The organism is Pantoea sp. X-Soil-YNGN-785 (assembly GCF_059730585.1).
On record NZ_AP035943.1, the window covers coordinates 315,273 to 337,985 of the forward strand.

Sequence of the window (22,713 nt, forward strand, 5' to 3'; positions counted from 1 at the left end):
TACCGATCATTGATCTCTCTCCACAGTGACAAGGGGCTACAGCAACTGTTGACATAAACTGACAGTAAAGGTGGGCAGCAGTATTGTTGCAGATCAAAAAAAGCCTGTTCATACGCAGCGCCGTATCCTCTTTGCGATCAATTTCCCTGAATGACTCACAGTCAGACAGGCAGCCCGCCAGAATTACGGTGACTAAAGTTCAAAAAAACGCCGCCGATAGATGATCTCAGGAGCAACGTAATCACAAGGAGGGAAAGAAACAGGTAAATTCCAGGGGAATCACTATGGCCAGTCAGTTAACACATAAGAAAAGAATGAGTACCCGTGCGCAGATGCTGATTATGGGTGGTTTAACAATCATGCTGGGATTTACCGTGACTATCGGCGTCCTCAGCTGGCAATCGGGTAAAGAACAAAAGGTACTCGCAGAAAACTATCTGCAGCAGATAGCACAGAGCCGTGCGCTTCAGGTGCAGCAGGAGCTGGGTCATGCTCGTGATGTTGCCAGTCATCTCGGGCAAAGTCTGATTGCGCTGCCTCAGGCCGCTATTACCGACCGTAAAGTGGCCGATAAAGTCATGGAGTATGCGCTGCGCGCCAACCCTGATTATCTGTCGATGTCGGTGATATTCGAACAGAATGCGTTTGATGGCCGCGATGCGGAGTTCGCGTCACAGCCGGGCCAGGCGCCACAGGGACGCTATGCCTTTTTTGTGGATCGTGACGCATCAGGTAAATATGCGATGCATCCGCTGCTCTCCTATCTGACGCCGGGTCAGGGCGATTACTATCTGATCCCGCAAAAATCACAAAAAGATACGCTTACCGAACCTTATAGCTATGCCTATAACGGCGTGCCGACACTTCTGACTTCTGTGGCTGCCGCGATTATCGATCAGGGCACCTTAAAAGCGATCGTCACCTCTGACATTTCACTGGCCTCACTGCAGCAGAAAGTGAATCAGATCAAACCCTGGCAGGGCAGCGGCTATGCGCTGTTGCTCTCAAATGGCGGGAATGTGGTGTCCTCGCCCGTGAAAGAAGAAGCCGGTAAGCCCTGGAAAGGCGAAAAAGATGGCTTTACGTCGAAAGTCGTACAGCATTTTGATGCCGTGCTGGGCGAAGAGGCATTAATCACGTGGCAGCCGGTAGTGATTGGTAACAGCGACAAGCCCTGGTATCTCGGCGTCGTCGCACCGGTCAGTCAGGTGATGGCTGCTGCCAACCGGCAACTGATGTGGGCGCTGTTGCTGATGGTGGTCAGTATTCTGCTGGTCGGTACCGTACTCGGCATGCTTTTCAGCCGTAAGGTGCTGCGGCCGATTGGCGGCGAGCCAATTGAAGCGGCAAATATTGCGCTGGCCGTCGCGGATGGCAAGCTGGATAACGCGATTGCAGTGAAAAACGGCGATCGCAGCAGCCTCTTCTTTGCGCTTCATACTATGCAAAGCCAGCTCCGGCAGATTGTCGGGCAGATTAAAGATTCCAGTGAATCTGTACGACAGGGCGCGGGCGAAATTGCCAGCGGCAACCTCAATCTGGCGTCACGCACTGAAGAACAGGCCGCCGCACTGGAGCAGACCGCAGCCAGCATGGAGCAGATCAGCGCCACGATCCGCCTGAATGCCGACAATGCGCAGCAGGCGACCAGCCTGACTGAAAACGCGACGCACATTGCCAGTCGCGGTGCCTCGCTGGTGGGCGAGGTGGTACAGACCATGGCGCAGATCGATGACAGCTCGAAAAAGATTGGCGACATTACCACGATGATCAATAGCATTGCCTTCCAGACCAATATTCTGGCGCTCAACGCGGCGGTAGAAGCAGCACGCGCCGGTGAGCAGGGCCGCGGTTTTGCGGTGGTCGCGTCGGAAGTGCGAAATCTGGCGCAGCGCAGTGCTAATGCGGTGAAAGAGATCGGCGCACTGATTGAAGAGTCGAGCGTACGTGTTGAGAGTGGCGTCCGGCTGGTAAACGATGCCGGTAAGACCATGCAGGAGATGATGCAGGCGGTGAATTCGGTGCAGGGGATTATCGGTGAGATCGTTACAGCGTCAAGCGAACAGGCGCGCGGCATCAGCCAGGTAACGATTGCGGTCAATGAAATGGATGGCGTCACCCAGCAGAACGCCGCACTGGTGCAGCAGATGTCGGCCGCCGCCAGTTCGCTGGAAGACCAGGCGCAGCAGCTGTCGCAGACAGTGGAGCAGTTTCATCTGGCGTAAAGCGGACGTATGCTCCCTGAGCCCATATCTGCTTCACAGAGTAAAAACCCGCCAGCGGCGGGTTTTTTTATCATTGTTCCGTCAGCCGCACACCGCTGCGGGCATCGAACAGGTGCATCTTATCCGGATTCACGGTCACCGGCAGCGTGCCGCCCGGCACGGCATCGCTCCGACCAGTCAGCTGCATATGCAGCGGGAAACTCTGCCAGTTCAGATGTAATAGTGTCGACTCGCCGGTAATCTCCACAATATTCACCGTCGCCGGTTGCCCGCTGGCGTCAAAAATCAGATCGTGGGGTCGTACGCCCAGCGTCACCGGCTGATCGGCCTGCTGCCGCGCGGCGTGGTGCCAGCGACCGGGCAACGGTAGCCACTGCTCGCCACAACAGACGCCGGGCAGACCATCGCGAGGCTGGAAATGCGCATCCAGCAGATTCATCGGCGGTGAACCGATAAACCGCGCCACAAAGGTGTTAACCGGCCGGTCGTAAATCGCCAGCGGCGCACCCTGTTGCACAATCACTCCATCTTTCATCACCACAATCTGATCCGCCAGCGTCATCGCCTCGACCTGATCGTGTGTCACATAGACCATCGTAGTTTTGAAACGCTGGTGCAGAGACTTAATCTCGGCGCGCAGCTCCATGCGTAACTGCGCATCCAGGTTAGAGAGCGGCTCATCGAACAGAAATACCTGCGGATTGCGCACCATCGCCCGACCCATCGCTACACGCTGCCGCTGTCCGCCAGACAATGCGCGTGGATAACGCTGCAGCAACTGATCGATACCCAGAATAGCCGCGATACGGGCAATTTTGCTTTTCTGCTCCTCACGCTTCACCTTCTTTACCTGCATGTGAAATGCCAGATTTTCGGCAACGGTCAGGTGTGGATAAAGCGCATAGCTCTGAAACACCATCGCGATATCCCGGTCGGCGGGATCGAGGTCGTTGATCTGCTTTTTATCCAGCATAATCGCCCCGTCAGAGACGCTATCCAGACCGGCGAGCAGCCGCAGCAGGGTAGACTTGCCGCAGCCAGAGGGGCCGACCAGCACGGTAAAACTGCCGTCGGGAATGGTTAAATCGAGCGGATGCAACACGCTCTGCTTTCCGTAGCGCTTTGCCACCTGTACAAGTTCAACACTGGCCATGGTCAGCGCACCTCATTGGTTAATTGGAGTTGTTGCCAGCTGGGATAGCGACGCGGAGAGCTGCTTATCGCCTGTGAGGCCACTTCAATGCCCCAGCGCAGCGCGGTGAGCGATGACTGGCGGTAGAGCAGTGCAGCCAGAAAACCGGCATTAAAACTGTCTCCGGCACCGATGGTATCCACCACCGTTACCGGCTGGGCGGCGGCAAACTGGACAGAGGCGGCGGACCAGAGACGTGCGCCCTCTGCGCCACACTTGATCACACAGCCGCCGCGACCACTGAGACGGGCGGCCAGCTGTTTACCGCTTTGCTCCAGCAAATCTGCGCCTGCTAAACCCAGCGCTTCAACCTCATTCAGCAGTAGCCAGTCGCAGTCCGCCAGCCATCCGCCCATCTCCCGACGAAGCTCATCGCTCCAGCCCGCAGGCGGCCAGCCGGTATCCACGGCCACACTGAAGCCACGCTTTTGTAGCTCGGCTAGCAGCACCGGATAGTGGTCATAGAGTTCAAGACAGAGAAAGGTGCCGCACAGCAGCACGATGTCGCCCGGCGTCGCCTGCAACGGCAGCTGAGCCAGCACATCGTCCGCGGTCAGCACGGTAATATGGCCGTGATTGCTCAGAAACGATCGTTCGTTATCGGGATGGGTAACGCCCACCGTCAGCGAGGTCTCACAGGCGTAACGCGGCCAGTGTGCGGCGCTGTGGGGAAAGTGACTGGCGAGCCAGTGGCTGAAGCCATCGTCGCCCTGATTAGCGATGGCCCGATGCGGCACCTGCATCGCCTCCAGCGCCAGCGCGCAGTTACCCGCAGACCCGCCGGGACGTAGCTCGCTGTGCTGCAGCATCACTTCCGTGCCGCGTTTCGGCCAGTCGCTGAGCGTACTCATGATTAAATCAACATTGATATTGCCCACCACATAGAGCGTGGGCGCGATGGTCTTGTCCATAATTATCCTTTACTCCCGCCGCTGGTAAGACCGCTGACCAGCGTCTTCTGCAACCAGATGGCAATAAACAGAGGCGGCACCGACGCCAGAATGCCAATCGCTGCAATCAGCCCGTCATCGGTGGCGCGTCCGGCGGTGAAGCCGGCAATCGCGACCGGCAGGGTCTGTGCCGAAATATTGCTGGTGAACAGCAGCGCATAGAAAAACTCATCCCAGGCGAGCAGCCAGCCAAACAGTGCCGCGGCACCCAGTACCGGCTTCGCCAGCGGCAGCGTGATACGCAGCAGGACCTGCCAGAAGCGCAGGCCATCCAGCCGTGCCGCCTGTTCGATATCGCGCGGCAGCGAGTCAAACTGATTCTTCAGCATCCAGGTCAGAAACGGCAGGATCAGCGAGCAGTAGACCATCACCAGACCGGGACGGGTGTTGAGCAGCCCCAGCTGTTGCAGCAGAAAGTAGAGCGGCAGCACAAACGCCACCGGTGGCACCATGTAGATCGCCAGTGCGCCGGAAAGCCAGGCATCGCGACCGCTGTAGCGTGAGAAGCTGAAGGCGGCCGGTATCGCCAGCAGCAGCGAAATCGCCGTGGCGACCGTCGCCACCAGCAGGCTGTTGCCCAGTGCATGCAGGAAAATGTTGCCCGGCTGGTTGGGAGCCAGCGAAACCAGCCCCTGATAGCGACTGAAATCCCACTGACGTGGCAGCCATTCCAGTGGCAGGCGGGAGAGATCGCTGGCGGAGCTGACGCTCATCAGAAACAGCCAGCCCATCGGGGCCAGAATGCTGATGGCGACCAGCAACGCCGCGCCGTAACGCAGCACCCGGCGCAGTTTAGTTTTCATAAGCGGAACTCCGGCGGCGCTGATGCCATAACATCAGCAGGTAAAACGTGATTAGCAGAGCGCACATCAGGGTCATCAGGATCGCGTAAGCGGCACCGCTGCCGGCACGCAGGTAGCTGAAGGACTCCTGATAGACAAAAAAGCTCAGAGTTTTGGTACTGTCCACCGGCCCGCCGCGCGTCATCACGTAGATAATGTCAAAGATCTTAAAGGCATCGATGGTACGTAACACCAGCGCGACGCCCAGCGGAGCAACAATCGCCGGGAAGGTAATGGCGCGGAAACGCCGCCAGGCAGATGCGCCATCCAGCCGTGCCGCCTCAAACAGATCTTCAGGGATCGACTGCAGCGCTGCCAGCACCAGCAGCGTAACCAGCGGATAGTTTTTCCAGATATCTGCAAACATCACCGCATTGAGCGCCGCGTCCGGCGAGCCCAGCCAGCTGCGATAGCCATCAATAATGCCGAGCTGGCTGAGCAGGGCGTTGATGCTGCCGTAATCGGGATTAAAGTTGAGCCGCCACATCATGGCATTGACGATGGTCGGCAGCGCCCACGGCAGAATCACCAGCACCCGCAGCACGTTGCGCCCGACGAATTTCTGATTCAGCAGCAGCGCTACCAGCACGCCAATGACGCCTTCAAAGGTGACAGACACCAGCGTGAAGTAGAGCGTGCGCCAGATAGATGCCCGAAAGTCGGGATCGCTCAGCGCATAGAGGTAGTTTTCCAGCCCAATCCAGGCAGGCGTTTCACCGCTGCCAATCAGCGCAGCATCGGTAAAGCTGAGCCAGATGGTGCGCAGCAGGGGCCAGGCGGTTAACAGCAGCATCACCAGCAGCATGGGTGCCAGCAGCACCCATGCCTGACGCTGTTCGCGTTGACGCAGACTCAGCATCATGACTCCTTAACGCAGCCGGGCGGCGCTTTTGTCCACCGTCGCCATCGCGTCCTGCGCCGGGGTTTTACCCAGTAAGACCTGCTGTAACTGTTGCTGCAGCTGGTTCGACAGGCGTGAATAGTCGGCGGTTTCAGGACGTGACAGCATCACGTTTAGCGATTTGTCCGCTGCGGCAATCAGGCTCTCCTGATCCTTTTTCACCGCCTCGTCCTGATAAGAGGATTTCCAGATCGGCAGGCTGAGCTTCGCATACTGGTTTTGCACCGGCTGCGAAGTCATGTACTGAATATACTGCCACGCCTCGTTAGCATGCGTGCTGCCTTTGGTGATCCCCAGACCCATCGAACCATTCACCGCACCCACTTTTCCTGGCGCATCACCCGGCGCAGGCATGATGCCAATATCACCGGCTACTTTGCTCTGCTTAGGGTCGTTTGCCATGTTGTACATGTAGGTCCAGTTCAGCGCGAACGCCGCATCGCCATTCGAAAACGATTTGCGCACATCCTCTTCCAGATATTCACGGGAAGCCGGATTACTCAGGCCGTCATCGAGCGAGCTTTTCATCAGGTTCAGCGCCTTGAGTGAAGCCGGGCTGGAGAAGTCGAGCTTACCGTTCTGATAGAACTGCCCACCAAAGCCTGATACCAGCGTGGTGTAGTCACATACCAGCGCTTCCGCCTGAGACCAGCTCCAGACCAGCGGGTAAGTCACAATCTTTTTCTCTTTGATGATTTTCGCGTCATCCAGCACCTGCTGCCAGGTCTGTGGCGGCGTGGTGATGCCGGCTTTCGCCAGCATTGCTTTGTTGTAGTAGAGGTATTTGGTATCAAGGATCCACGGCATCCCCAGTGTTTTACCTTTAAAAATCACCGTGTTCATCGCGCCCGGGAAGACTTTCTCTTTCTCCTCTGGCGTAATGCGCGCGCTGACATCCTGCAACAGATCGAAGCGGGTAAATTCCGCTGGCCAGATGGCGTCGAACAGCACCACATCATAGCCATTGCCGCCTGCGCCACGCGCCGCCACAATCTTATCGTGCAGCGCTTCATAGGGAACAAACTCCAGATTGACGGTGACATCCGGATGCTGCTTCTGAAAATTCTGCGTCATCGCGCGAATGTCATTCTCGCTATAGGCCGCCTGGGTCATAAACAGGGCATTAATCTGGCTGGCCGCCACCGCGCTGCCTGCGCTTAACATCAGTAAGGCGGCAAAACCGGCTTTCAGTTGAGGGGTGTAACGCTGTGACATGGTCTTCTCCACTAGTTAGCAACAGGGCAGCAACAGGCTGTCGGTTAATTAAATCAATTTGATTGATTTAATCGGGGGCATAATTCTGGTCAGCGGGTGAACTGACCTGTCAGTATCAAGCAAACGGCGTGCCACAAGATTAAAAACAACGCAACAGTGCCGTAACAACGCTGAAACTCAGACTGCGCTTTTATGGCAAAATTGCCTATTCTGATGCGCGGGATTTGCGTGCAGGATCAAAGATATTGTTTGCCCGAAAGCTATCAGAGACCAATACTGTCGGGTCGCGCTGTAATGGAAAACAACATGAAAACCTCGGGTACAAACCTTGAACATGCGCGGGCGCACAACCGGCGTGTTGTGATTGAAGCCATTCGCCTGCACGGTGAGCTGACTCGTGCCGAACTGGCGCGCATGACGGCACTGACGCCACAGACTGTGTCGAATATCGTGGCGGAACTGGAGCAGGCCGGACTGCTGACCAGCCGTCAGCCGCGCCGCAGCGGGCGCGGTCAGCCTTCAATTCCGGTCACACTCAATCCCACCAGTGCCTGGTCGATTGGCATTCATCTCGATCACCAGACGCTCTTGCTGGTGCTGGTCGATCTGAGCGGTGAAGTGCATTTCCGCCGCCTCGTGCTGGTGCAAAAGCCTCAGCCTGCTGCCACCCTGGCGTGCATTGCTGGCGTGCTGGAGGAGATGCGCGCTTTTCTGGGCACGCAGTGGAAAAAGGTACTGGGGATCGGCGTGGTGATGCCGGGACCTTTTGGCGTGGAGGGCATTTCATCCGTCGGGCCGACCACGCTGAACGGCTGGGAGCAGGTGGATATCGAGGCGGAACTCGCCGCCCTCAGCGGCCTGCCGGTAACGCTGGAAAACGACGCCACGGTCGCCGCCATCGGCGAACGCTTTCACGGTACGGCGCGCCATCTTAACTCCTTTATCTATCTCTACATCGGCACCGGACTGGGTGCCGGCATCTTCACCGATGGCCACATCTATACCGGTCATGCTCATAATGCCGGAGAGATTGGCCACATAGTGGTAGAGCCGGGCGGACGTGATTGCTACTGCGGTAATCAGGGTTGCCTGGAACGTTATGTCTCATTACAGGCCGCCTATGAATTCTGTGGTCTCGATCCGATGCGGGCGCTGCCTGAAGATCTGCTGCAGATTGAACCCGCGCGTTTCACCGCCTGGATTGAGAGCGTGATAACGCCGTTGCGTCAGGCAATCAATATTCTGGAATCAGTGTTTGATGCAGAGGCGGTGATTATTGGCGGGATGATGCCTGCGCCGTTGCTGGAGCAGATGGTCGCGCGCCTGCCGCCGCTTTATCAGTCGGTGCGTGGACGTTACCTGTTAGATATGCGACTGAAGACGGGCATGACCGGCAGCGATACCGCTGCGCTGGGGGCCGCAGCGTTACCGATCTTTGATGAATTCAATCCGCAGTTTCAGGTGCTGATGAAGTAGAAAAACGGCGCTGTCGCAGACAACAGCGCCATAAGCATTAACCCGGGTAGATACCGCGATCTTTACGTGCCATCAGGATCCGTTCACACGCCACGATATACGCCGCAGTGCGCAGCGAGCAATCCTTCTCCTTTGACTTCTCCCAGATATGAACCATCGCTTCAGTCATAATCTTATCGGAGCGACGATTGATCTCATCTTCACTCCAGAAGAAGCTGGCCATGTCCTGAACCCATTCGAAGTAGCTGACGGTCACGCCGCCGGCATTACAGACCACATCCGGCACTACGATAATGCCGCGCGTTGCCAGCATGTCATCGGCATCCGGATAGGTCGGGCCGTTTGCGCCTTCCAGCACGATTTTGCAGCTCAGCATCTCTGCGCGCTCGCGGGTAATCTGACCTTCCAGCGCGGCCGGGATCAGGATATCCATCTCAGTGGTCCAGAACGCCTCTTTATCAATGCTTTGCGCACCAGGGAAACCGGCAATCTGCTTGTGGGCGATCTGCCATTCGCTCAGCGCGGCCATATCAATGCCATCTGAATTATAAATCGTCGCCGTGTGGTCCTGAATCACCACCACGCGCGCGCCCGCCTCGTCAAACAGGCGTGCTGCTTCGCTGCCAACGTTACCGAAGCCCTGAACCGCCACGCGGGCGCCTTCGATTTCAATACCTGAACGACGAGCCACTTCCCGGCCAGTAATAAACACGCCACGGCCGGTCGCTTTTTCGCGGCCCAGTGAACCGCCCAGGTGAATCGGTTTGCCGGTCACTACACCGGTAATCGTGGTGCCGTGGTTCATGGAGTAGGTATCCATCATCCACGCCATCACTTTGCTGTTAGTGCCGACGTCCGGTGCCGGAATATCTTTTTGCGGTCCAATGATGATGCCGATCTCGCTGGTATAACGACGGGTCAGCCGCTCAAGTTCACCCTCGGAGAGTTTGAAGGGATCGACCCGGATGCCGCCCTTAGCCCCACCGTAAGGCAGGTTAACCGCAGCACATTTAATGGTCATCCACGCAGAGAGCGCCATGACTTCGTTCAGGTCGACAGCCGGGTGATAGCGAATACCACCTTTACCCGGGCCGCGTGAAAGGTTGTGCTGAACGCGATAGCCTTCGAAATGGCGAATTGAGCCATCATCCATCTGGAGAGGAATGTCGACAATCAGCGCACGTTTTGGATGCCGCAAAGTATCTATCCAACGTGAAAGGTCGCCCAGATAGGGCGCAACCCGGTCGATTTGCTGTAAGTAGGTGGACCAGGCAGATGTGCTGCTTTCAGACGCATAAGATAACTTATCCATAAAAAACCTTTCTTAATGAAGTTATTTATTGTGTGGAGCCGTGGATGGTGAGCGCATTGTATGGCGCGGACATAATCTAACACTTCTGAAACAAATAAGATGGGATGCCTGCCCTGTAAAAGTGCAGTTGCGCCCCAATTTGGGGCATACTCAGTGAATAGATTTTGAGAGATGCCCCTTAAAGGCGAATAATCATGCGATCCAGGTGCGTACGGACTGCATATAAGGGAGGATCTCGCTATTTTTCAATTCTTTGAGGGCGTTCAAAAAGTTAAATAATTGATCTTAACTTCATTGACTTTGGTGCACCAATTAAGTGCATGAGAATAAGTAATCAAAGGATTACCATAAGTAATGGATTGGGCAGGAAATAAGCAATTTAATCATCTGGTTAGATTAAATAAGATTGCTGAGGGCGGGGGAAGACAAATAGCGGGCCAGCGCTGAAAGGCTGGCCCGGAAGATTTATTGGTGCAAAGCCTGTTCGGCTTCTTTCAGCTCTTCACGCGCTTCTGCCAGCTTATCTTCGCGCTTCTGAATCTTGCTGGCACTGCGTCCTTCCGCTTTCGCTTTTGCCAGCTCCTGTTCACGCTCCTGCACCTTAAACTTTTTCTCTGCCACTTTTTCCTGGCGCTGCTTTAACAGGCTCCCTTCAGTGCAGTTCTGATCTACTTCGCGCAGCGCTTTTTCAAGGCCGGCAACCTGATGGGTATTATTGTGCTGGCGGGCGAAGGAAATCTGGGTCTCAATCTCCTGCTTTTTAGCGGCACAACCGGTCAGATTAGATGCCGCATGCGCAGCGGTGAAAGTCAGTGGCAACAGGCAAAGGCTGAGGGTCAGTAAAGTCTTTTTCATCGTAGTCTCGTCAATGAGTCAGGTTGAGGCACCAGTATACGTAGCCACCTTAAGAGATTCTTAACGGAAAAGATTATTTACTGGCGCGGAAAAGCGGGGGAATGGAAAAGCTGCCTGCTGTCAGGCAGCGCTGGAAGAGGAGGTCTGTGAAAAATGCAGATTACGATCAGGTCCACTGAGCATAACCGGAAAACCATCTTCACTCTGCTGTTCAAAATAGTCCTGCATTACCTGACTGATCCCTGCACCACACCACATCACATGATGCTGATGGATGGCGGTTTTAATAGCAGGCTGTCCGGTGGCACGTGAGTCAACCGCGACATTAAAGCCCATCGCCGTCAGACGAATCGCCTCCAGCCAGATTTCTGTTTTATCGAGTACGCTCACTGCTTCCAGAAACAGAGGAACGGACGATTCATTGCGCGATGAGACGCGCATCACTTTGTCCGCCTGCTGCTTGACGGTTTGCTCAAAACGGTGGAGCCGTCGTGACGCGCCCTGACGGTGATCGGCATAAAGCCAGACGCTAAGCGGCCGCAGCAAATTAGTGATTAAATCATCACCGCTGTAGTTACTGGACATGTTGTGCATTTGACGTGAAAGCGACAGCGGTGTGCCAAATTCAAGCTGCCAAAGCATGTCGCCCTTGCGCGCCGCCCAGCCGTAAGTCTTGACCGCTGAGGCGTCCTGCAGACCCTGCCTGATCTCGTTAAGTGTTGCACCGGTTGCCGTTAAACCAACCAGGGTGTGGATTTCGCTAAGATGAGCATTACTCCACTCGTCAGCATTCTGCTGTGATGTCAGTAATCCCTGCTTCATCCAGCGCTTCAGATTCGCGGGATGCGTGCCGGTTATCGCACAAACAGTATCAGTAGTATGAAATTGCATATCGTGCCCTCTGCTGAGGGAAAGGCCGCCGGAATTAACCGGGGATGAACAACCACTATGAACCTTATAATCGTGAATTAACAGCGTTAACGCCTGTTAAAAGCGCAAAACAGCACGCGTCACGCTGCGCTTATTCGGGTTACTGAACAGGTTAAATTCAGCGCGATCAGCAGTTTAAATGCGCTATAACTCATCATAAAAAGACTGTGTATTTATTCAGTAAAGATTCTTTACGCAATTAGCTCGTAAAAGCAGCGCTGTTTTGTCCATTTTAAGAGCATGCTGACTTCCCACCCCCTTACATCCGGCCTGCAAACCGCTAAAATAGTCGGTTCTGATGATCAGGAGAAAGAGTGTCCAATGCGTTATCGTTTTACTCTCGCCGTTGTGACGGTTGCTGCTGTACTGACCGGCTGTGCGAAACACGCCGCCAGCGATGCACCAGATGAATTTGCTGCTGGTCCGACACAGATCGATGTCTCACATATCAAGACCCGCGCGGATGATGGTTCCAGTGTATTCCTGACGGTAGATGGTAAAGAGGCTGGCAGATTGCCGAATGGTGAAAGCAAACTGCTGCATGTGCCGGCGGGTAAGCATCAGGTGGGGGGATATGTGCCGACACTGTTTGGTATGGGCCGTGTCACCATTGCGCCAGTTGAAGTGACCACGTCACCTGAAAATGTCAAAAAAGTGGCCTATACGATCACCCGCAACAAAGCGACCTTTGTCGAGAACAAGGGCGAGCAGGGCTGAGTTGATAACGGCGGAGAGCAGCGCTCTCCGCTAGAAAAGCCTGTTATAGACCGAGCTCGCTCAGGGAAGGATGGTCATCCGGGCGACGCCCCTGTGGCCAGTGAAACAACCGCTGTTCTTCGCTGATTTTCAGGTCGTTGATGCTGGCATAACGCTGCGTCATCAAACCCTGCTCATCAAATGCCCAGTTCTCGTTTCCATAAGAGCGATACCACTGTAGCTGCTCGTCGTGCCACTCATAGGCAAACCGCACTGCAATCCGGTTCTGGTCAAAACTCCACAGCTCTTTAATCAGCCGATACTGCTGCTCCCGCTGCCATTTTTGCTGCAGGAACGCGACAATATCTGCCCGGCCGGTCAGAAAGGTATCGCGATTACGCCACCGGCTATCTGCCGAATAGGCCAGCGCGACACGTTCAGCATCCCGACTGTTCCAGCCATCTTCAGCGAGCCGTACTTTTTCTATTGCCTGTTCAGGCCGTGTAAATGGCGGTAGGGGCGGGCGTAAATTTTCCAACTTTCTCTCCTTAACGGCGCGGGCAGATGCGTTATACGCATCTATGACAGGTTAATCAGAGGTCGAGCGCGTGGATCTGACAGACAGCGCGTGCCGCTTCCTGACCCTTTTTAACAAAGTGCTGGGTATAGAAGTCGATGAATTCTGCCGATGGCTGGAAATTGTGTGGGGTCAGTGACACGGAGAAGACGGGCACGTTAGTCGTCAGCTGCGCCTGCATCAGACCACTCACGACCGCCTGAGCGACGAAATCATGGCGATAGATGCCGCCATCCACCACCAGTGCCGCACAGACAATCGCATCGTAATTGCCTGTCTGTGCCAGACGTTGTGCCAGCAGCGGCATTTCAAAAGCGCCAGGAACATCCCATGTTTTAATCTCGTATGTGGCACCCCGACTTTCCAGTTCCTGTTCAAACCCGGTCAGAACCTGAGAAACGATTTCGCTGTGCCAGTTAGCTTTGATAAAGGCGACTTTCAACGGCTGCATGACTTACTCCAGTAATAGATAACATTCAGTGGTAACGAGCCAGACTGAGCCTCAGCACACCGAATCAAAATAGTGAGCATCGCAGGTCAGTAACCTGCTGAGAGCCTTCACTATACTGCAATGTAAAGAGTCTGTGTCCATCAATGTGATTATATGTAAATAACAGATGGCGTCATTAGCCTTACTGGCTGCAGGAAATGTGCGCCTGCCATCGATTAGCTCGCCCTGAACACGCCTTCCAGACCGGAAAACGTCTTCTGCTCCCATGTTTGCGTAACCGGTTCCATTTACGTTACTGCTTAAATAAAATACTGGATATTTGAACAGGTATTTGTATAATAAATGGACTGCCCGCCGGGTATTGGTAGCGTTAGCGAGGGGTGAACCCATGATGATTTCGACTGAAAGCCTCAAATCTTTGGAACAATCGGTCACAATGAGCAGCCGTGAACTGGCTCAGATGACCGGCATTACACACGGAGAAGTGAAGCGGTTAATCAAAAGTCTGGAAACGGCTCAGCGTCTTTCTCAGCCACTCAAAGTAAATGACTATGAGCGGGATGGAGAAGTGCGCCAGGAGTATCGTCTCAGCAAGCGTGACTCTCTGTTGGCTGTAGCGCGTCTTTCCCCCGGCTTTACGGCTGAAGTGCTGGACCGCTGGCAGGATCGTGAAAAAACCACGCATCTGCCTGACTTCACCAACCCGGCTGAAGCGGCTCGCGCATGGGCCGAGCAGTTTGAACAGCGTCAGGCAGCGGAGCAGCAGCTGGCCCTCTCGGCTCCCAAGGCGGCGTTCTTTGATAGCTTCGTAGAAGTTGACGACTCGCTGGGTTTTCGTCAGCTCTGCAAGATGCTGAAAGTGAAAGAGCCGGAGTTCCGCCAGTTCCTGCTGGAGCGCAACATCATGTACCGCGCCAAAGGAACGCTGACGCCGCAACACTACCATCTGCAGGCGGGCTACTTTACGCTGCATACCGGTACCGGTGAAAACCAGCACGCGTTTTCTCAGGCGCGCTTCACCTCAAAAGGGGTGAAATGGGTAGCGAGTCTGTGGGCGGGACATCTCTCTGCTCAGCCTAAAGGTGCAGCCGCGTAACTTCACCTCTGGCTTTCCTGACGGTCGCCTGCACGCAACCCGTGCCGACAGGCGTGCAGATGAAAAATGCAGAATAAAAAAGGCCGCATCAGAGTGCGGCCTTTATTGATCGTTCAGGATCGATTACCGGGCGGTTTACCAGCCTTTAATGGCGTCACCCTTATAGACTTCTTCCGCTTTGGCCGCAACTTCTGGTGACTGCAGCGCAGACTTCAGCTTCTGAATTTTGTCGCTGTCTTTATTATCTTCCCGTGATACCAGTGCATTGACGTAAGGCGACGAGGCACTTTCCATAAATAAACCATCGCGGTGTGCTGATAATCCAGCCTGAGCCGAGAAGTTGGTATTGATGATGGATAAAGAGACGTTAGGATCGTCTAACGTGCGGGTCAGCTGTGGCGTGTCCACTTCAACCAGCTTCAGATTTTTTGGATTTTCGATGATATCCAGCGAGGTCGGTAAATAACCCACACCGTTTTTCAGTTTAATCAGACCCTGCGCCTGAAGTAACAGCAGGCTGCGTCCCAGCGTGGTCGCCTCGTTAGAGATAGTAACAGTCGCACCATTCTGCAGTTCACTGATGTTTTTGATTTTGTGCGAATAGGCCGCAATCGGGAACACGAAAGTCTTGCCTACCACCGCAAATTTATAGCCGCGCTCTTTCGACTGATCTTCAAGATAAGGCAGGCTCTGGAAGGCGTTGGCATCAACCTCTTTGTTATTCAGTGCTTCGTTTGGCAGCACATAATCATTGAAGTTAAGAACTTCGACATCGAGCTTGTATTTATCTTTAGCAACCTGCTGTACCACCTGCCAGATTGCTTCATCCGGCCCGGTATTAATCGCGACTTTAACTTTGTTATCGTCGTCTTTAGAGCAGGCGGATAATAATAAAACAGAACTGGCGAGTAATGCCGTAAACAAACCTTTCATTATCAGAAATCCCTCAGATAGTAGATGGCTTCAAAGATAATACAGAACGCAAAGGTTGCGTACTGACGGTGGAATATATCTTATAACCGCAAAGCACATTTCGAACATTAATTAACCATCCACTCTGCTGGCCCGATCATTCCCGCTATTTTTTCTGCACTGGCTGACTGATCGTTTACTGATTCATCACGTATGAAACCCTCAGCGCCATTTTCTTCTACGCTTATTGCTCAGTCACTACTGGCATTCTATTGAGTAACAACAGGGATTAACCATGTCAAAGCAGGATAACGAAATTAACGCGGTCGAAGTGATGCGCAGCAGCCAGGCCTGGAACGGTGAGGTGATAAATGCTTATCCCACTGGCGAACCTGAACTGACAGTGATGCGACTGTCACTGCCTGCTCATACGTCATTGCCCTGGCACACCCACCCGATGCCGAATACGGCGTTTGTTCTTTCTGGCGCACTGATTGTTGAGGATAAAGAGAGCGGCGAACAGCGCACGTTTACAGCAGGTGAAGCTCTGAATGAAACGGTTAATAGCGCGCATCGTGGTTATACTCTGGATGAACCTGCTGAATTGGTGATCACCTATGCAGGAGTAAAAGGGCAGGAACTGACCGAGCCGCTGCCGGGAGAACCTGAAGAGTTTTAAGTAGCGGCGTTTGCCATAACACATGACGGCAGTGTTTTCGCTACCGTTGCTAACCTCTGAAATAAACCCCGCCCGGATTTGATTCGGATCAGTAAACGGTGTGTCTGCACAGACCAGGATTAACGTTCTTTGCTCCAACCACACCCACAATGTAAAAGGATTTTTTCATGGATAAGAATGTTGCCCTGCTGCTCGCGCCCGGTTTTGAAGAAGCTGAAGCCATCATCACGCTCGATATTCTTTCACGTCTGGGCATTCGCGTGACCACTGTGGCCTGTCAGCCCTACAGGGAAGTCACCAGCTACCATCAGGTGAAGGTCGTGGCCGATGAGCTGCTGGAGGAGAATCGCGAGCGGCTGTTTGATGCGGTGATTGTGCCAGGCGGCCCGGACGGCAGCAAAAATCTGTCAGCGAATGCTGCGGTGATCGATTTTATTCGCCGGCATGATGAAGCGGGTCGTCTGGTCTGCCCAATCTGTTCCGCAGCGGCCAGAGTGCTGGCACCTCACGCGCTTTTGAAGGGACGGCGTTATGTCAGTTCCGGTACCTCTTCAGAGGGTGTGACCGATGGCGTTTACGTTAATGCATCGGTTGTGAAAGATGGCAATCTGCTGAGCGGACAGGATCTGGGCGCGGCGTTTGATTTCGCCTTCGCCATTGCTTTTACTCTGACAGGTGAGGGCGACAAAGCCACTGAACAGGCGGAACACATCAGTCACAAGCTTAAAGTGGATTTCGCTAAGCTCTGATTTGATTTGGCGCCCCCGAAGCGGCAGGCTGACGGGGCGCACAGTAATTGAAAAAGCGCTTTTATTCACAACCAAATCCCGCATCCCGCAATACCCTTTTTGCCTGCTCTGAACCTAAGAACATCGCCAGCCTTTGCGCCTGTGGCGTGATGACCGCACAGGCATAGCGTGCAACAGGATTAACAGCCGCCGGAATATTCACTACCGTCAGTCCGGCAATCCGGCTCAGGGCTGTCCGATAGCTGGCATAGCCGATAAACAGATCCGCCATATCCGCCTGAATAATCCACTCCGCTGCCAGCCTGCCTGCGGGAATGGCTGCTGAGTCACGCCCGCCAACCAGCGCGAGGGCGCGCTGGCGCACCGCTTCACCGGCATTACCCATCCGGGAGAAAAGAATCTGCGTATAGTCACCCGACGGGTCGGCACCAGGTGTGGACGTGGCGATTCGCAGCGAGTCACGGGTGAGCAACGTATACCAGTCGTCTCCAGGAAGAAGACAATCGCTGCGCACCGTAATGCAGAGCCGGTTGGTGGCAAACGGCATGACTGCCAGCGCGCGTCCGGCAGCCCGCAGCGTCTGCGGATGATCTTCACTGGCTGAAGCAAAGAGGTCGCACCGCTCACCAGCCTCAATCCGTTCGCGGAGCAGGCCAGCCGGACCAAAACGGGTTCCAACCGGCTCCGGAAAGGACGCCATTAGTGTCGGCCAGACGTCTTTCAGGCTGCCCGCCGCCAGTACCTGCATTACTCTGGCCCCTGATAAGTGGTGCGATAAAAACGCTGATACCAGCGGTTAGCCAGTTTGTTCATGTCGACATCCTGAAACTTCTGCGGATAGAGTTTTTTTGCCATCCACAGCTCGCCGAGCCCCATCGCTTCCGGCATCGGATAGCCCCAGGCTTTGGCGTAGTCCGGCATCAGATAAACGCGATGGTTTTTGACCGCGTCAATCGCCTGCCATTGTGGAGAGCTGTTGATTTCATTCACGACAGAAGGGTAACGGTCCTGGACAAAAATCACCTGCGGATCCCAGGCGATCACCTGCTCCATCGACACGGTTTTAAATCCTTTCACGGTCGCCGCGGCGACGTTAACCGCACCCGCATGCTGCATCATCAGACCGGTATATTTCCCGGAACCATAAGTAGTCAGTTGCGGATTGGCCATATAGGCGCGAATACGTTTGTCCGCCGGAATATCTTTCAGGCGGTCGCTGACGATTTTACGCCCCTGATCGGTGGCCTCAATCAGCGCTTTCGCTTGGGCGGGTTTATTGACGATCTCGCCAATCAGCGTAATGCCTTCGCGCAGACCTTTGTCATAGGCCATTTCCTCATCACTGAGAGTCGGGTTCATTTTGTCCTGCTCACCCGGCAGGTCATGACGCAGCGAGATAGCCACGACAGGGATCCCCAGCGCGGTAATGCTGTCTATCATCTCGTGCGGGGCATAGTTGGTGATAAACACCACCTGCGGATGCAGCGCCACCAGTTTCTCCGGATCAACATGCGTCAGATCCCCAAGCGTAGCCATATGGTTCAGCTCAGGGGCGAGTCGGGCATAGCCGTCGCCGAGCTGCTGCTTCCAGTTCGCCATCACCCCGACGATTTTATCGGTGGCGTTCATCTGCACCAGCAGGTTCAGCGTCTGGTGCTGAAGCACAACAATGCGGTCAACGTGGTCAGGAATCGAAACCTGACGGCCAATCTGGTCGGTGATCTGGCGCGATGCCTGAGAAGAGAGTGGAAGGAGTATCACTAAACCGAATGTGCATGTCTGCCAGAAGCGCTTCATTAACTATCCTCGAAAATCGTTATGCATTTGATTATATAGCGATAGGTGATCTGCGTCACGGTCTGGGTCATTATTTTGGGAAAGCAGCAGGTAGAAAAAGAGACTGACTGCGCATATCGCCCTTATCCCCAACACAGCACTGATTATGTGCAATGCCCGTTGCTGGTTCACCATCCCGGTGCCTTCCGTGCCGAAAACTGTCTAAATTGCTGATATTTATTGTTTTTATTTCTGGCACGCCATTTGCTGAAGTCTTAGCAGTAAGCAGCGTATGACACATTGATAGCAAATAGCTGGCTAGGGTTCCGGTTCACGCAGGTGAATGTCTGGTCCGAGAGCTGGCGACCTCTGCGAGGTTACACGGCGGGACAAAAGCCCGGGAGACAGCGGCACCATCTGGTGTCCTGCGCTGCTCCCGTTTTTTTGTGCCAACCAGAGGTCAACCATGAAGAAATCCCCCCTCCTGACGCTGATTCTTTCGCTGACGCTGCTGGTCAGCGCGCCGTCTTTCGCCGCCGTTAAAAAAGAGTTCAACATCTGCTGGACCATTTACGCGGGCTGGATGCCCTGGGGCGCCATCAGCAATGAGAAGATCATTGATAAATGGGCCAGCAAATATGGCATTAAAATCCGTATCACTCAGCTCAATGACTACATCGAGTCGATCAACCAGTACACCGCCGGGCAGTTCGACGGCTGCACTATGACGAATATGGATGCCCTGACCATTCCTGCAGCCGGCGGCATTGATAGCACGGCGTTGATCACCGGCAGTTATTCCGATGGAAACGACGGCGTGGTGCTGAAAGGCGAAAACAAAAAGCTCAGCGATCTGAAAGGGATGTCGGTCTATCTGCCTGCGCTATCGGTTTCGCACTATCTTCTCGTCCGCGGGCTGGAGAAGGCCGGACTGCAGGAAAAAGACGTAAAAGTCGTGAACACCTCCGATGCCGATATCGTCTCAGCGTTCGGCACCAGCAACGTTAAAGCGGCTGTGGCCTGGAACCCGCAGCTTTCGGTCATCAAAAAGACGCCGCAGACGACAGAAGTGTTCAGCTCATCGGCCGTGCCGGGCGAGTTAATTGACATGATGGTGGTCAATACCGACACCCTGAAAGATAACCCCGCACTCGGCAAGGCGCTGACCGGTGCCTGGTTTGAGATGATGGCGAAGATGCAGGCCGGAGACACCCAGGCGCTGAGTGCTATGGCGGCCGATTCCGGTACGGACCTCGCCGGTTATAAGGCGCAGCTGAAAACCACCCACCTGTTCTGGACCCCCGCCGAAACCCAGACCTTTGTCTCATCCCCTGAACTGGCGAAAACCATGCAACGCGTCGCTGCGTTCTCCTTTGATAAAGGATTGCTGGGTGAGGGCGCGCAAAGCGCTGACTTCATCGGCATGCGCTTCCCGGGCAACGTCACCGTCGGCGACACCGCAAACATCAAACTGCGCTTTGACGACAGCTATCTGAAGCTGGCCGCTGCGGGCAAGCTGTAATCACCGGACTCAGGAGTTTTTGCCATGCGCCACATCAACCGCTATCCCCGGCAGGGAATGCGCCTGACGCTGATGCTGTTACCGTTTGTGTTGCTGATCGCCGCGTGGTTTATCAGTTCGGCAGTGCGTCTGGAGGCGAATCCCCACGACAAACTGCTGCCCGGCCTGTCGCAGATGATCGCGGCCATCGACCGGATGGCGTTCACGCCGGACAAGCGCAGCGGGGAGTATCTGCTGTGGGCGGATACGTGGATTAGCTTAACTCGTCTGCTGACTGGCCTGGCGCTCTCTTCGGTAATTGGCTTGTGCATCGGCATCGCTGCGGGCGTTTTTCCGATGACCCGCGCGGCGCTGTCACCTTTCATGACCGTGGTGTCGATGATCCCGCCGCTGGCGCTGCTGCCAATGCTGTTTATCGTCTTCGGGCTGGATGAGCTGTCAAAAGTGATGCTGATCGTCATTGGCATTACGCCGATGCTGGCGCGCGATCTGGAGCATCGGGCGCGGGAAATCCCCGCAGAGCTGTTTATCAAAGCGCAAACCCTGGGGGCGAACAGCTGGACGGTGGTGCTGCGGGTCGTGCTGCCGCAGCTGTTATCGCGGCTGATCACCTCGCTGCGTCTGCTGCTGGGATCGGCATGGCTCTTTCTGATCTCCGCCGAAGCCATCTCCGCGACCGCCGGGCTGGGTTATCGCATCTTTCTGGTGCGCCGCTATATGGCGATGGATGTGATCATTCCTTATGTCATCTGGATCACGCTGCTGGCGTGGCTGATGGACCTCTCGCTGCGTCAGCTGCACAAAGCCTGTTTCCCCTGGGCGGAAGGAGGCCGGGAATGAGTTTTATCGATATCAAAAATATCTGGCAGGAGTATGGCGACCACGTGGTGCTGGAGCGCATCAATCTGCAGGTGAAAGAGGGCGAATTCTGTTCGCTGGTAGGCGCGTCCGGCTGCGGTAAATCGACATTCTTACGCCTGCTGCTCGGTCAGGAGAAGCCGACGCGGGGATCAATCACGCTGAACGGTGAGCTACTGCCCGGAGAGCCGGATCGCAGCCGTGGCGTGGTGTTTCAGCGCTATTCGGTTTTCCCTCATCTCAACGTGCTGGATAACGTCGCCATTGGCCTCGAACTTCCGGCGTCACCTCTTACAGGCCGGTTATTTGGTGCCCGAAAACGCCAGGCACGCGAACAGGCTAAACGGATGCTGCAGAAAGTCGGGCTGGGCCATTCGCTGGATAAATATCCGGCGCAGCTTTCCGGCGGAATGCAACAGCGGCTGGCGATTGCACAGGCGTTTGTGATGCAGCCACGCGTGCTGCTGCTGGATGAGCCGTTTGGCGCGCTGGATCCTGGCATCCGAAAAGATATGCATGCACTGCTGCTCCAGCTGTGGAGCGAAACCCGGATGACGGTCTTTATGGTCACGCACGACCTTGCTGAAGGTTTCAATCTCGGCACCCGGCTGCTGGTGTTCGACAAGGTGCGCATCGACCCGCAGGCCCCCAATGCGTGGGGGGCACGTATCACCTACGACATCCCGCTTAATGAAACGCGGCTGTCTCAGCTGGCGACCGGCAGCAGAAATAACATTTACCCTTTAAAGGAGACCGCTCAATGACAGAACTTTTTCATTCAGCCCCGAGCCTGCGCGAAGAGCTGCTACCCGGTGGCGCGCATACCTCACTGATTCTGCGTAAAGGGCAGATCCTGCGCCTGACCGATATCGAAGGCGGCGCGAACGTCAGCATGATGATGCTCAATCCGCACGAGAAAAGTGAACGGCTGAATCTGCCGGACACCCTGAAAGGTCAGCACACCGCACGCCTGACCACCGGCCACTGTTTCTACTCCGATATGGGCCGCGTGATGGCCGCGATTGTTGCCGATAGCTGCGGCTGGCACGATCCATTTGGCGGCGTACTCAATGCGGCGGAAACACAGGAGAAGTACGGTGCCGGTCGCTATCAGGAGCTGCGCAACGGCTTCTATCGCAACGGCGTGGATAATCTGCTGGTTGAGATGGGCAAATGGGATCTGGGTCTGGAAGATCTGCTGATGGTCGTCAACTTTTTCAGCAAGGTCACGGTTGATGGGCAGGGCCGTTTCGGGTTCAGCACGGACAACAGCCGCGCGGGGGATTTCGTTGAGCTTTACGCGCCCATGGACGTGCTGATGGTGCTGACCGCGCTGCCACATCCGCAGGATCCGGCCACTGACTATCATCCCCGTCCGGTCCAGCTGAGCTGGTATCAGGCCGACGATATGCAGGCCGTCAGCGAGGCGATCGTTAATCGTGGCGAAAACCAGCGTGCATTTCACAACACTCAACTTTTTGCCCTGTAAGGAGGCTGCG

General features: G+C 55.1%; 23 protein-coding genes and 1 riboswitch. Of the genes, 10 read left to right on the forward strand and 13 right to left on the reverse strand.

Translation table 11 applies throughout. The features are described 5' to 3' along the window. The first annotated feature begins 284 nt into the window (after positions 1-284). Positions 285-2,225 carry a methyl-accepting chemotaxis protein gene (locus AC6I8E_RS20145; protein WP_147788851.1) on the forward strand — a complete coding sequence of 647 codons (1,941 nt, stop codon included), beginning with the start codon at positions 285-287 and terminating at the stop codon, positions 2,223-2,225. A 70-nt stretch (positions 2,226-2,295) separates the two neighbouring features. Here the strand turns inward: AC6I8E_RS20145 and AC6I8E_RS20150 are convergent, their stop codons facing one another. Genes AC6I8E_RS20150 through AC6I8E_RS20170 form a run of 5 tightly spaced genes read right to left on the reverse strand, consistent with a single transcriptional unit; the run spans position 2,296 to position 7,325 of the window. Beyond that, positions 2,296-3,378: an ABC transporter ATP-binding protein gene (locus AC6I8E_RS20150; protein ID WP_110332234.1), complete on the reverse strand. Its 1,083-nt coding sequence runs from the start codon at positions 3,376-3,378 to the stop codon at positions 2,296-2,298. 2 nt (positions 3,379-3,380) lie between these two features. After that, a complete protein-coding gene (locus AC6I8E_RS20155) occupies positions 3,381-4,328 on the reverse strand; it encodes a carbohydrate kinase family protein (protein ID WP_497824902.1) in 948 nt (315 codons plus the stop codon). Between the two features lie 2 nt (positions 4,329-4,330). Then, positions 4,331-5,170 (reverse strand): carbohydrate ABC transporter permease, encoded by an 840-nt coding sequence (locus tag AC6I8E_RS20160; protein ID WP_110332236.1) that lies wholly within the window; start codon positions 5,168-5,170, stop codon positions 4,331-4,333. Continuing rightward, positions 5,160-6,068 carry a carbohydrate ABC transporter permease gene (locus tag AC6I8E_RS20165; RefSeq protein WP_497824907.1) on the reverse strand — a complete coding sequence of 303 codons (909 nt, stop codon included), beginning with the start codon at positions 6,066-6,068 and terminating at the stop codon, positions 5,160-5,162. The genes AC6I8E_RS20160 and AC6I8E_RS20165 overlap by 11 nt, the downstream gene beginning before the upstream one ends. 9 nt (positions 6,069-6,077) lie before the next feature. Further along, positions 6,078-7,325 (reverse strand): extracellular solute-binding protein, encoded by a 1,248-nt coding sequence (locus tag AC6I8E_RS20170; RefSeq protein ID WP_033785103.1) that lies wholly within the window; start codon positions 7,323-7,325, stop codon positions 6,078-6,080. Between the two features lie 306 nt (positions 7,326-7,631). On the opposite strand from AC6I8E_RS20170, the gene AC6I8E_RS20175 reads away from it, so the two are divergent. Next, entirely contained in the window at positions 7,632-8,801 is a 1,170-nt protein-coding gene (locus AC6I8E_RS20175) for an ROK family transcriptional regulator (protein ID WP_033785102.1), read from the forward strand. A 37-nt stretch (positions 8,802-8,838) separates the two neighbouring features. Here the strand turns inward: AC6I8E_RS20175 and AC6I8E_RS20180 are convergent, their stop codons facing one another. From AC6I8E_RS20180 to AC6I8E_RS20190, 3 genes are all read right to left on the reverse strand, one after another. Next, positions 8,839-10,113: a Glu/Leu/Phe/Val family dehydrogenase gene (locus AC6I8E_RS20180; protein ID WP_033785101.1), complete on the reverse strand. Its 1,275-nt coding sequence runs from the start codon at positions 10,111-10,113 to the stop codon at positions 8,839-8,841. Positions 10,114-10,578: 465 nt separating this feature from the next. Further along, positions 10,579-10,968 (reverse strand): DUF1090 domain-containing protein, encoded by a 390-nt coding sequence (locus AC6I8E_RS20185; RefSeq protein WP_033785099.1) that lies wholly within the window; start codon positions 10,966-10,968, stop codon positions 10,579-10,581. A 120-nt stretch (positions 10,969-11,088) separates the two neighbouring features. Continuing rightward, entirely contained in the window at positions 11,089-11,859 is a 771-nt protein-coding gene (locus tag AC6I8E_RS20190; RefSeq protein WP_013196278.1) for a MerR family transcriptional regulator, read from the reverse strand. A 360-nt stretch (positions 11,860-12,219) separates the two neighbouring features. Here AC6I8E_RS20190 and AC6I8E_RS20195 point away from each other — a divergent pair, with 360 nt between their 5' ends. After that, complete coding sequence (locus AC6I8E_RS20195; RefSeq protein WP_497824903.1) at positions 12,220-12,615, forward strand: hypothetical protein; 396 nt, start codon at positions 12,220-12,222, stop codon at positions 12,613-12,615. A 43-nt stretch (positions 12,616-12,658) separates the two neighbouring features. On the opposite strand, the gene AC6I8E_RS20200 is transcribed toward AC6I8E_RS20195, so the two are convergent. Together AC6I8E_RS20200 and AC6I8E_RS20205 are read right to left on the reverse strand one after the other, a co-directional pair. After that, entirely contained in the window at positions 12,659-13,132 is a 474-nt protein-coding gene (locus AC6I8E_RS20200; protein WP_278498414.1) for a nuclear transport factor 2 family protein, read from the reverse strand. Between the two features lie 55 nt (positions 13,133-13,187). Next, on the reverse strand, positions 13,188-13,622 hold the full coding sequence (locus tag AC6I8E_RS20205; protein ID WP_013196274.1) for a 6,7-dimethyl-8-ribityllumazine synthase: 435 nt from the start codon (positions 13,620-13,622) through the stop codon (positions 13,188-13,190). Between the two features lie 388 nt (positions 13,623-14,010). On the opposite strand from AC6I8E_RS20205, the gene AC6I8E_RS20210 reads away from it, so the two are divergent. Continuing rightward, positions 14,011-14,718, forward strand: a complete 708-nt coding sequence (locus AC6I8E_RS20210; RefSeq protein WP_013196273.1) for a phage antirepressor KilAC domain-containing protein — start codon at positions 14,011-14,013, stop codon at positions 14,716-14,718. A 135-nt stretch (positions 14,719-14,853) separates the two neighbouring features. Here the strand turns inward: AC6I8E_RS20210 and AC6I8E_RS20215 are convergent, their stop codons facing one another. Beyond that, positions 14,854-15,651, reverse strand: coding sequence for a MetQ/NlpA family ABC transporter substrate-binding protein (locus AC6I8E_RS20215; protein WP_497824716.1), 798 nt, complete (start codon positions 15,649-15,651; stop codon positions 14,854-14,856). A gap of 274 nt (positions 15,652-15,925) precedes the next feature. Here AC6I8E_RS20215 and AC6I8E_RS20220 point away from each other — a divergent pair, with 274 nt between their 5' ends. Both AC6I8E_RS20220 and AC6I8E_RS20225 read left to right on the forward strand, forming a co-directional pair. Beyond that, entirely contained in the window at positions 15,926-16,309 is a 384-nt protein-coding gene (locus tag AC6I8E_RS20220) for a cupin domain-containing protein (protein ID WP_013196270.1), read from the forward strand. 167 nt (positions 16,310-16,476) lie between these two features. After that, positions 16,477-17,058: a DJ-1/PfpI family protein gene (locus AC6I8E_RS20225; protein WP_033785094.1), complete on the forward strand. Its 582-nt coding sequence runs from the start codon at positions 16,477-16,479 to the stop codon at positions 17,056-17,058. A gap of 61 nt (positions 17,059-17,119) precedes the next feature. Here AC6I8E_RS20225 and AC6I8E_RS20230 read toward each other — a convergent pair whose 3' ends face one another. Both AC6I8E_RS20230 and AC6I8E_RS20235 read right to left on the reverse strand, forming a co-directional pair. Beyond that, the gene (locus AC6I8E_RS20230) at positions 17,120-17,806 is read right to left on the reverse strand and encodes a molybdate ABC transporter substrate-binding protein (RefSeq protein ID WP_497824717.1); all 687 of its coding nucleotides are present in this window, start codon (positions 17,804-17,806) and stop codon (positions 17,120-17,122) included. Further along, entirely contained in the window at positions 17,806-18,855 is a 1,050-nt protein-coding gene (locus AC6I8E_RS20235) for an ABC transporter substrate-binding protein (RefSeq protein WP_497824718.1), read from the reverse strand. The genes AC6I8E_RS20230 and AC6I8E_RS20235 overlap by 1 nt, the downstream gene beginning before the upstream one ends. A gap of 286 nt (positions 18,856-19,141) precedes the next feature. After that, positions 19,142-19,240: riboswitch (guanidine-I (ykkC/yxkD leader) on the forward strand. 60 nt (positions 19,241-19,300) lie between these two features. On the opposite strand from AC6I8E_RS20235, the gene AC6I8E_RS20240 reads away from it, so the two are divergent. Genes AC6I8E_RS20240 through AC6I8E_RS20255 form a run of 4 tightly spaced genes read left to right on the forward strand, consistent with a single transcriptional unit; the run spans position 19,301 to position 22,703 of the window. After that, positions 19,301-20,356 carry a putative urea ABC transporter substrate-binding protein gene (locus AC6I8E_RS20240; RefSeq protein WP_497824719.1) on the forward strand — a complete coding sequence of 352 codons (1,056 nt, stop codon included), beginning with the start codon at positions 19,301-19,303 and terminating at the stop codon, positions 20,354-20,356. A 24-nt stretch (positions 20,357-20,380) separates the two neighbouring features. Continuing rightward, complete coding sequence (locus AC6I8E_RS20245) at positions 20,381-21,196, forward strand: ABC transporter permease (protein WP_370425631.1); 816 nt, start codon at positions 20,381-20,383, stop codon at positions 21,194-21,196. Continuing rightward, positions 21,193-21,978 (forward strand): ABC transporter ATP-binding protein, encoded by a 786-nt coding sequence (locus AC6I8E_RS20250; RefSeq protein ID WP_497824720.1) that lies wholly within the window; start codon positions 21,193-21,195, stop codon positions 21,976-21,978. Before AC6I8E_RS20245 ends, AC6I8E_RS20250 begins: the two co-directional genes overlap by 4 nt. After that, positions 21,975-22,703, forward strand: coding sequence for an urea amidolyase associated protein UAAP1 (locus AC6I8E_RS20255; protein ID WP_095707790.1), 729 nt, complete (start codon positions 21,975-21,977; stop codon positions 22,701-22,703). The genes AC6I8E_RS20250 and AC6I8E_RS20255 overlap by 4 nt, the downstream gene beginning before the upstream one ends. Positions 22,704-22,713: the final 10 nt, after the last annotated feature.

Excerpts from the sequence above, each read along its gene's own strand:
- AC6I8E_RS20145 (WP_147788851.1), top strand. The coding sequence starts at position 285 with ATGGCCAGTCAGTTAACACATAAGAAAAGAATGAGTACCCGTGCGCAG.
- AC6I8E_RS20150 (WP_110332234.1), bottom strand. The coding sequence starts at position 3,378 with ATGGCCAGTGTTGAACTTGTACAGGTGGCAAAGCGCTACGGAAAGCAG.
- AC6I8E_RS20155 (WP_497824902.1), bottom strand. The coding sequence starts at position 4,328 with ATGGACAAGACCATCGCGCCCACGCTCTATGTGGTGGGCAATATCAAT.
- AC6I8E_RS20160 (WP_110332236.1), bottom strand. The coding sequence starts at position 5,170 with ATGAAAACTAAACTGCGCCGGGTGCTGCGTTACGGCGCGGCGTTGCTG.
- AC6I8E_RS20165 (WP_497824907.1), bottom strand. The coding sequence starts at position 6,068 with ATGCTGAGTCTGCGTCAACGCGAACAGCGTCAGGCATGGGTGCTGCTG.
- AC6I8E_RS20170 (WP_033785103.1), bottom strand. The coding sequence starts at position 7,325 with ATGTCACAGCGTTACACCCCTCAACTGAAAGCCGGTTTTGCCGCCTTA.
- AC6I8E_RS20175 (WP_033785102.1), top strand. The coding sequence starts at position 7,632 with ATGAAAACCTCGGGTACAAACCTTGAACATGCGCGGGCGCACAACCGG.
- AC6I8E_RS20180 (WP_033785101.1), bottom strand. The coding sequence starts at position 10,113 with ATGGATAAGTTATCTTATGCGTCTGAAAGCAGCACATCTGCCTGGTCC.
- AC6I8E_RS20185 (WP_033785099.1), bottom strand. The coding sequence starts at position 10,968 with ATGAAAAAGACTTTACTGACCCTCAGCCTTTGCCTGTTGCCACTGACT.
- AC6I8E_RS20190 (WP_013196278.1), bottom strand. The coding sequence starts at position 11,859 with ATGCAATTTCATACTACTGATACTGTTTGTGCGATAACCGGCACGCAT.
- AC6I8E_RS20195 (WP_497824903.1), top strand. The coding sequence starts at position 12,220 with ATGCGTTATCGTTTTACTCTCGCCGTTGTGACGGTTGCTGCTGTACTG.
- AC6I8E_RS20205 (WP_013196274.1), bottom strand. The coding sequence starts at position 13,622 with ATGCAGCCGTTGAAAGTCGCCTTTATCAAAGCTAACTGGCACAGCGAA.
- AC6I8E_RS20210 (WP_013196273.1), top strand. The coding sequence starts at position 14,011 with ATGATGATTTCGACTGAAAGCCTCAAATCTTTGGAACAATCGGTCACA.
- AC6I8E_RS20215 (WP_497824716.1), bottom strand. The coding sequence starts at position 15,651 with ATGAAAGGTTTGTTTACGGCATTACTCGCCAGTTCTGTTTTATTATTA.
- AC6I8E_RS20220 (WP_013196270.1), top strand. The coding sequence starts at position 15,926 with ATGTCAAAGCAGGATAACGAAATTAACGCGGTCGAAGTGATGCGCAGC.
- AC6I8E_RS20225 (WP_033785094.1), top strand. The coding sequence starts at position 16,477 with ATGGATAAGAATGTTGCCCTGCTGCTCGCGCCCGGTTTTGAAGAAGCT.
- AC6I8E_RS20230 (WP_497824717.1), bottom strand. The coding sequence starts at position 17,806 with ATGCAGGTACTGGCGGCGGGCAGCCTGAAAGACGTCTGGCCGACACTA.
- AC6I8E_RS20235 (WP_497824718.1), bottom strand. The coding sequence starts at position 18,855 with ATGAAGCGCTTCTGGCAGACATGCACATTCGGTTTAGTGATACTCCTT.
- AC6I8E_RS20240 (WP_497824719.1), top strand. The coding sequence starts at position 19,301 with ATGAAGAAATCCCCCCTCCTGACGCTGATTCTTTCGCTGACGCTGCTG.
- AC6I8E_RS20245 (WP_370425631.1), top strand. The coding sequence starts at position 20,381 with ATGCGCCACATCAACCGCTATCCCCGGCAGGGAATGCGCCTGACGCTG.
- AC6I8E_RS20250 (WP_497824720.1), top strand. The coding sequence starts at position 21,193 with ATGAGTTTTATCGATATCAAAAATATCTGGCAGGAGTATGGCGACCAC.
- AC6I8E_RS20255 (WP_095707790.1), top strand. The coding sequence starts at position 21,975 with ATGACAGAACTTTTTCATTCAGCCCCGAGCCTGCGCGAAGAGCTGCTA.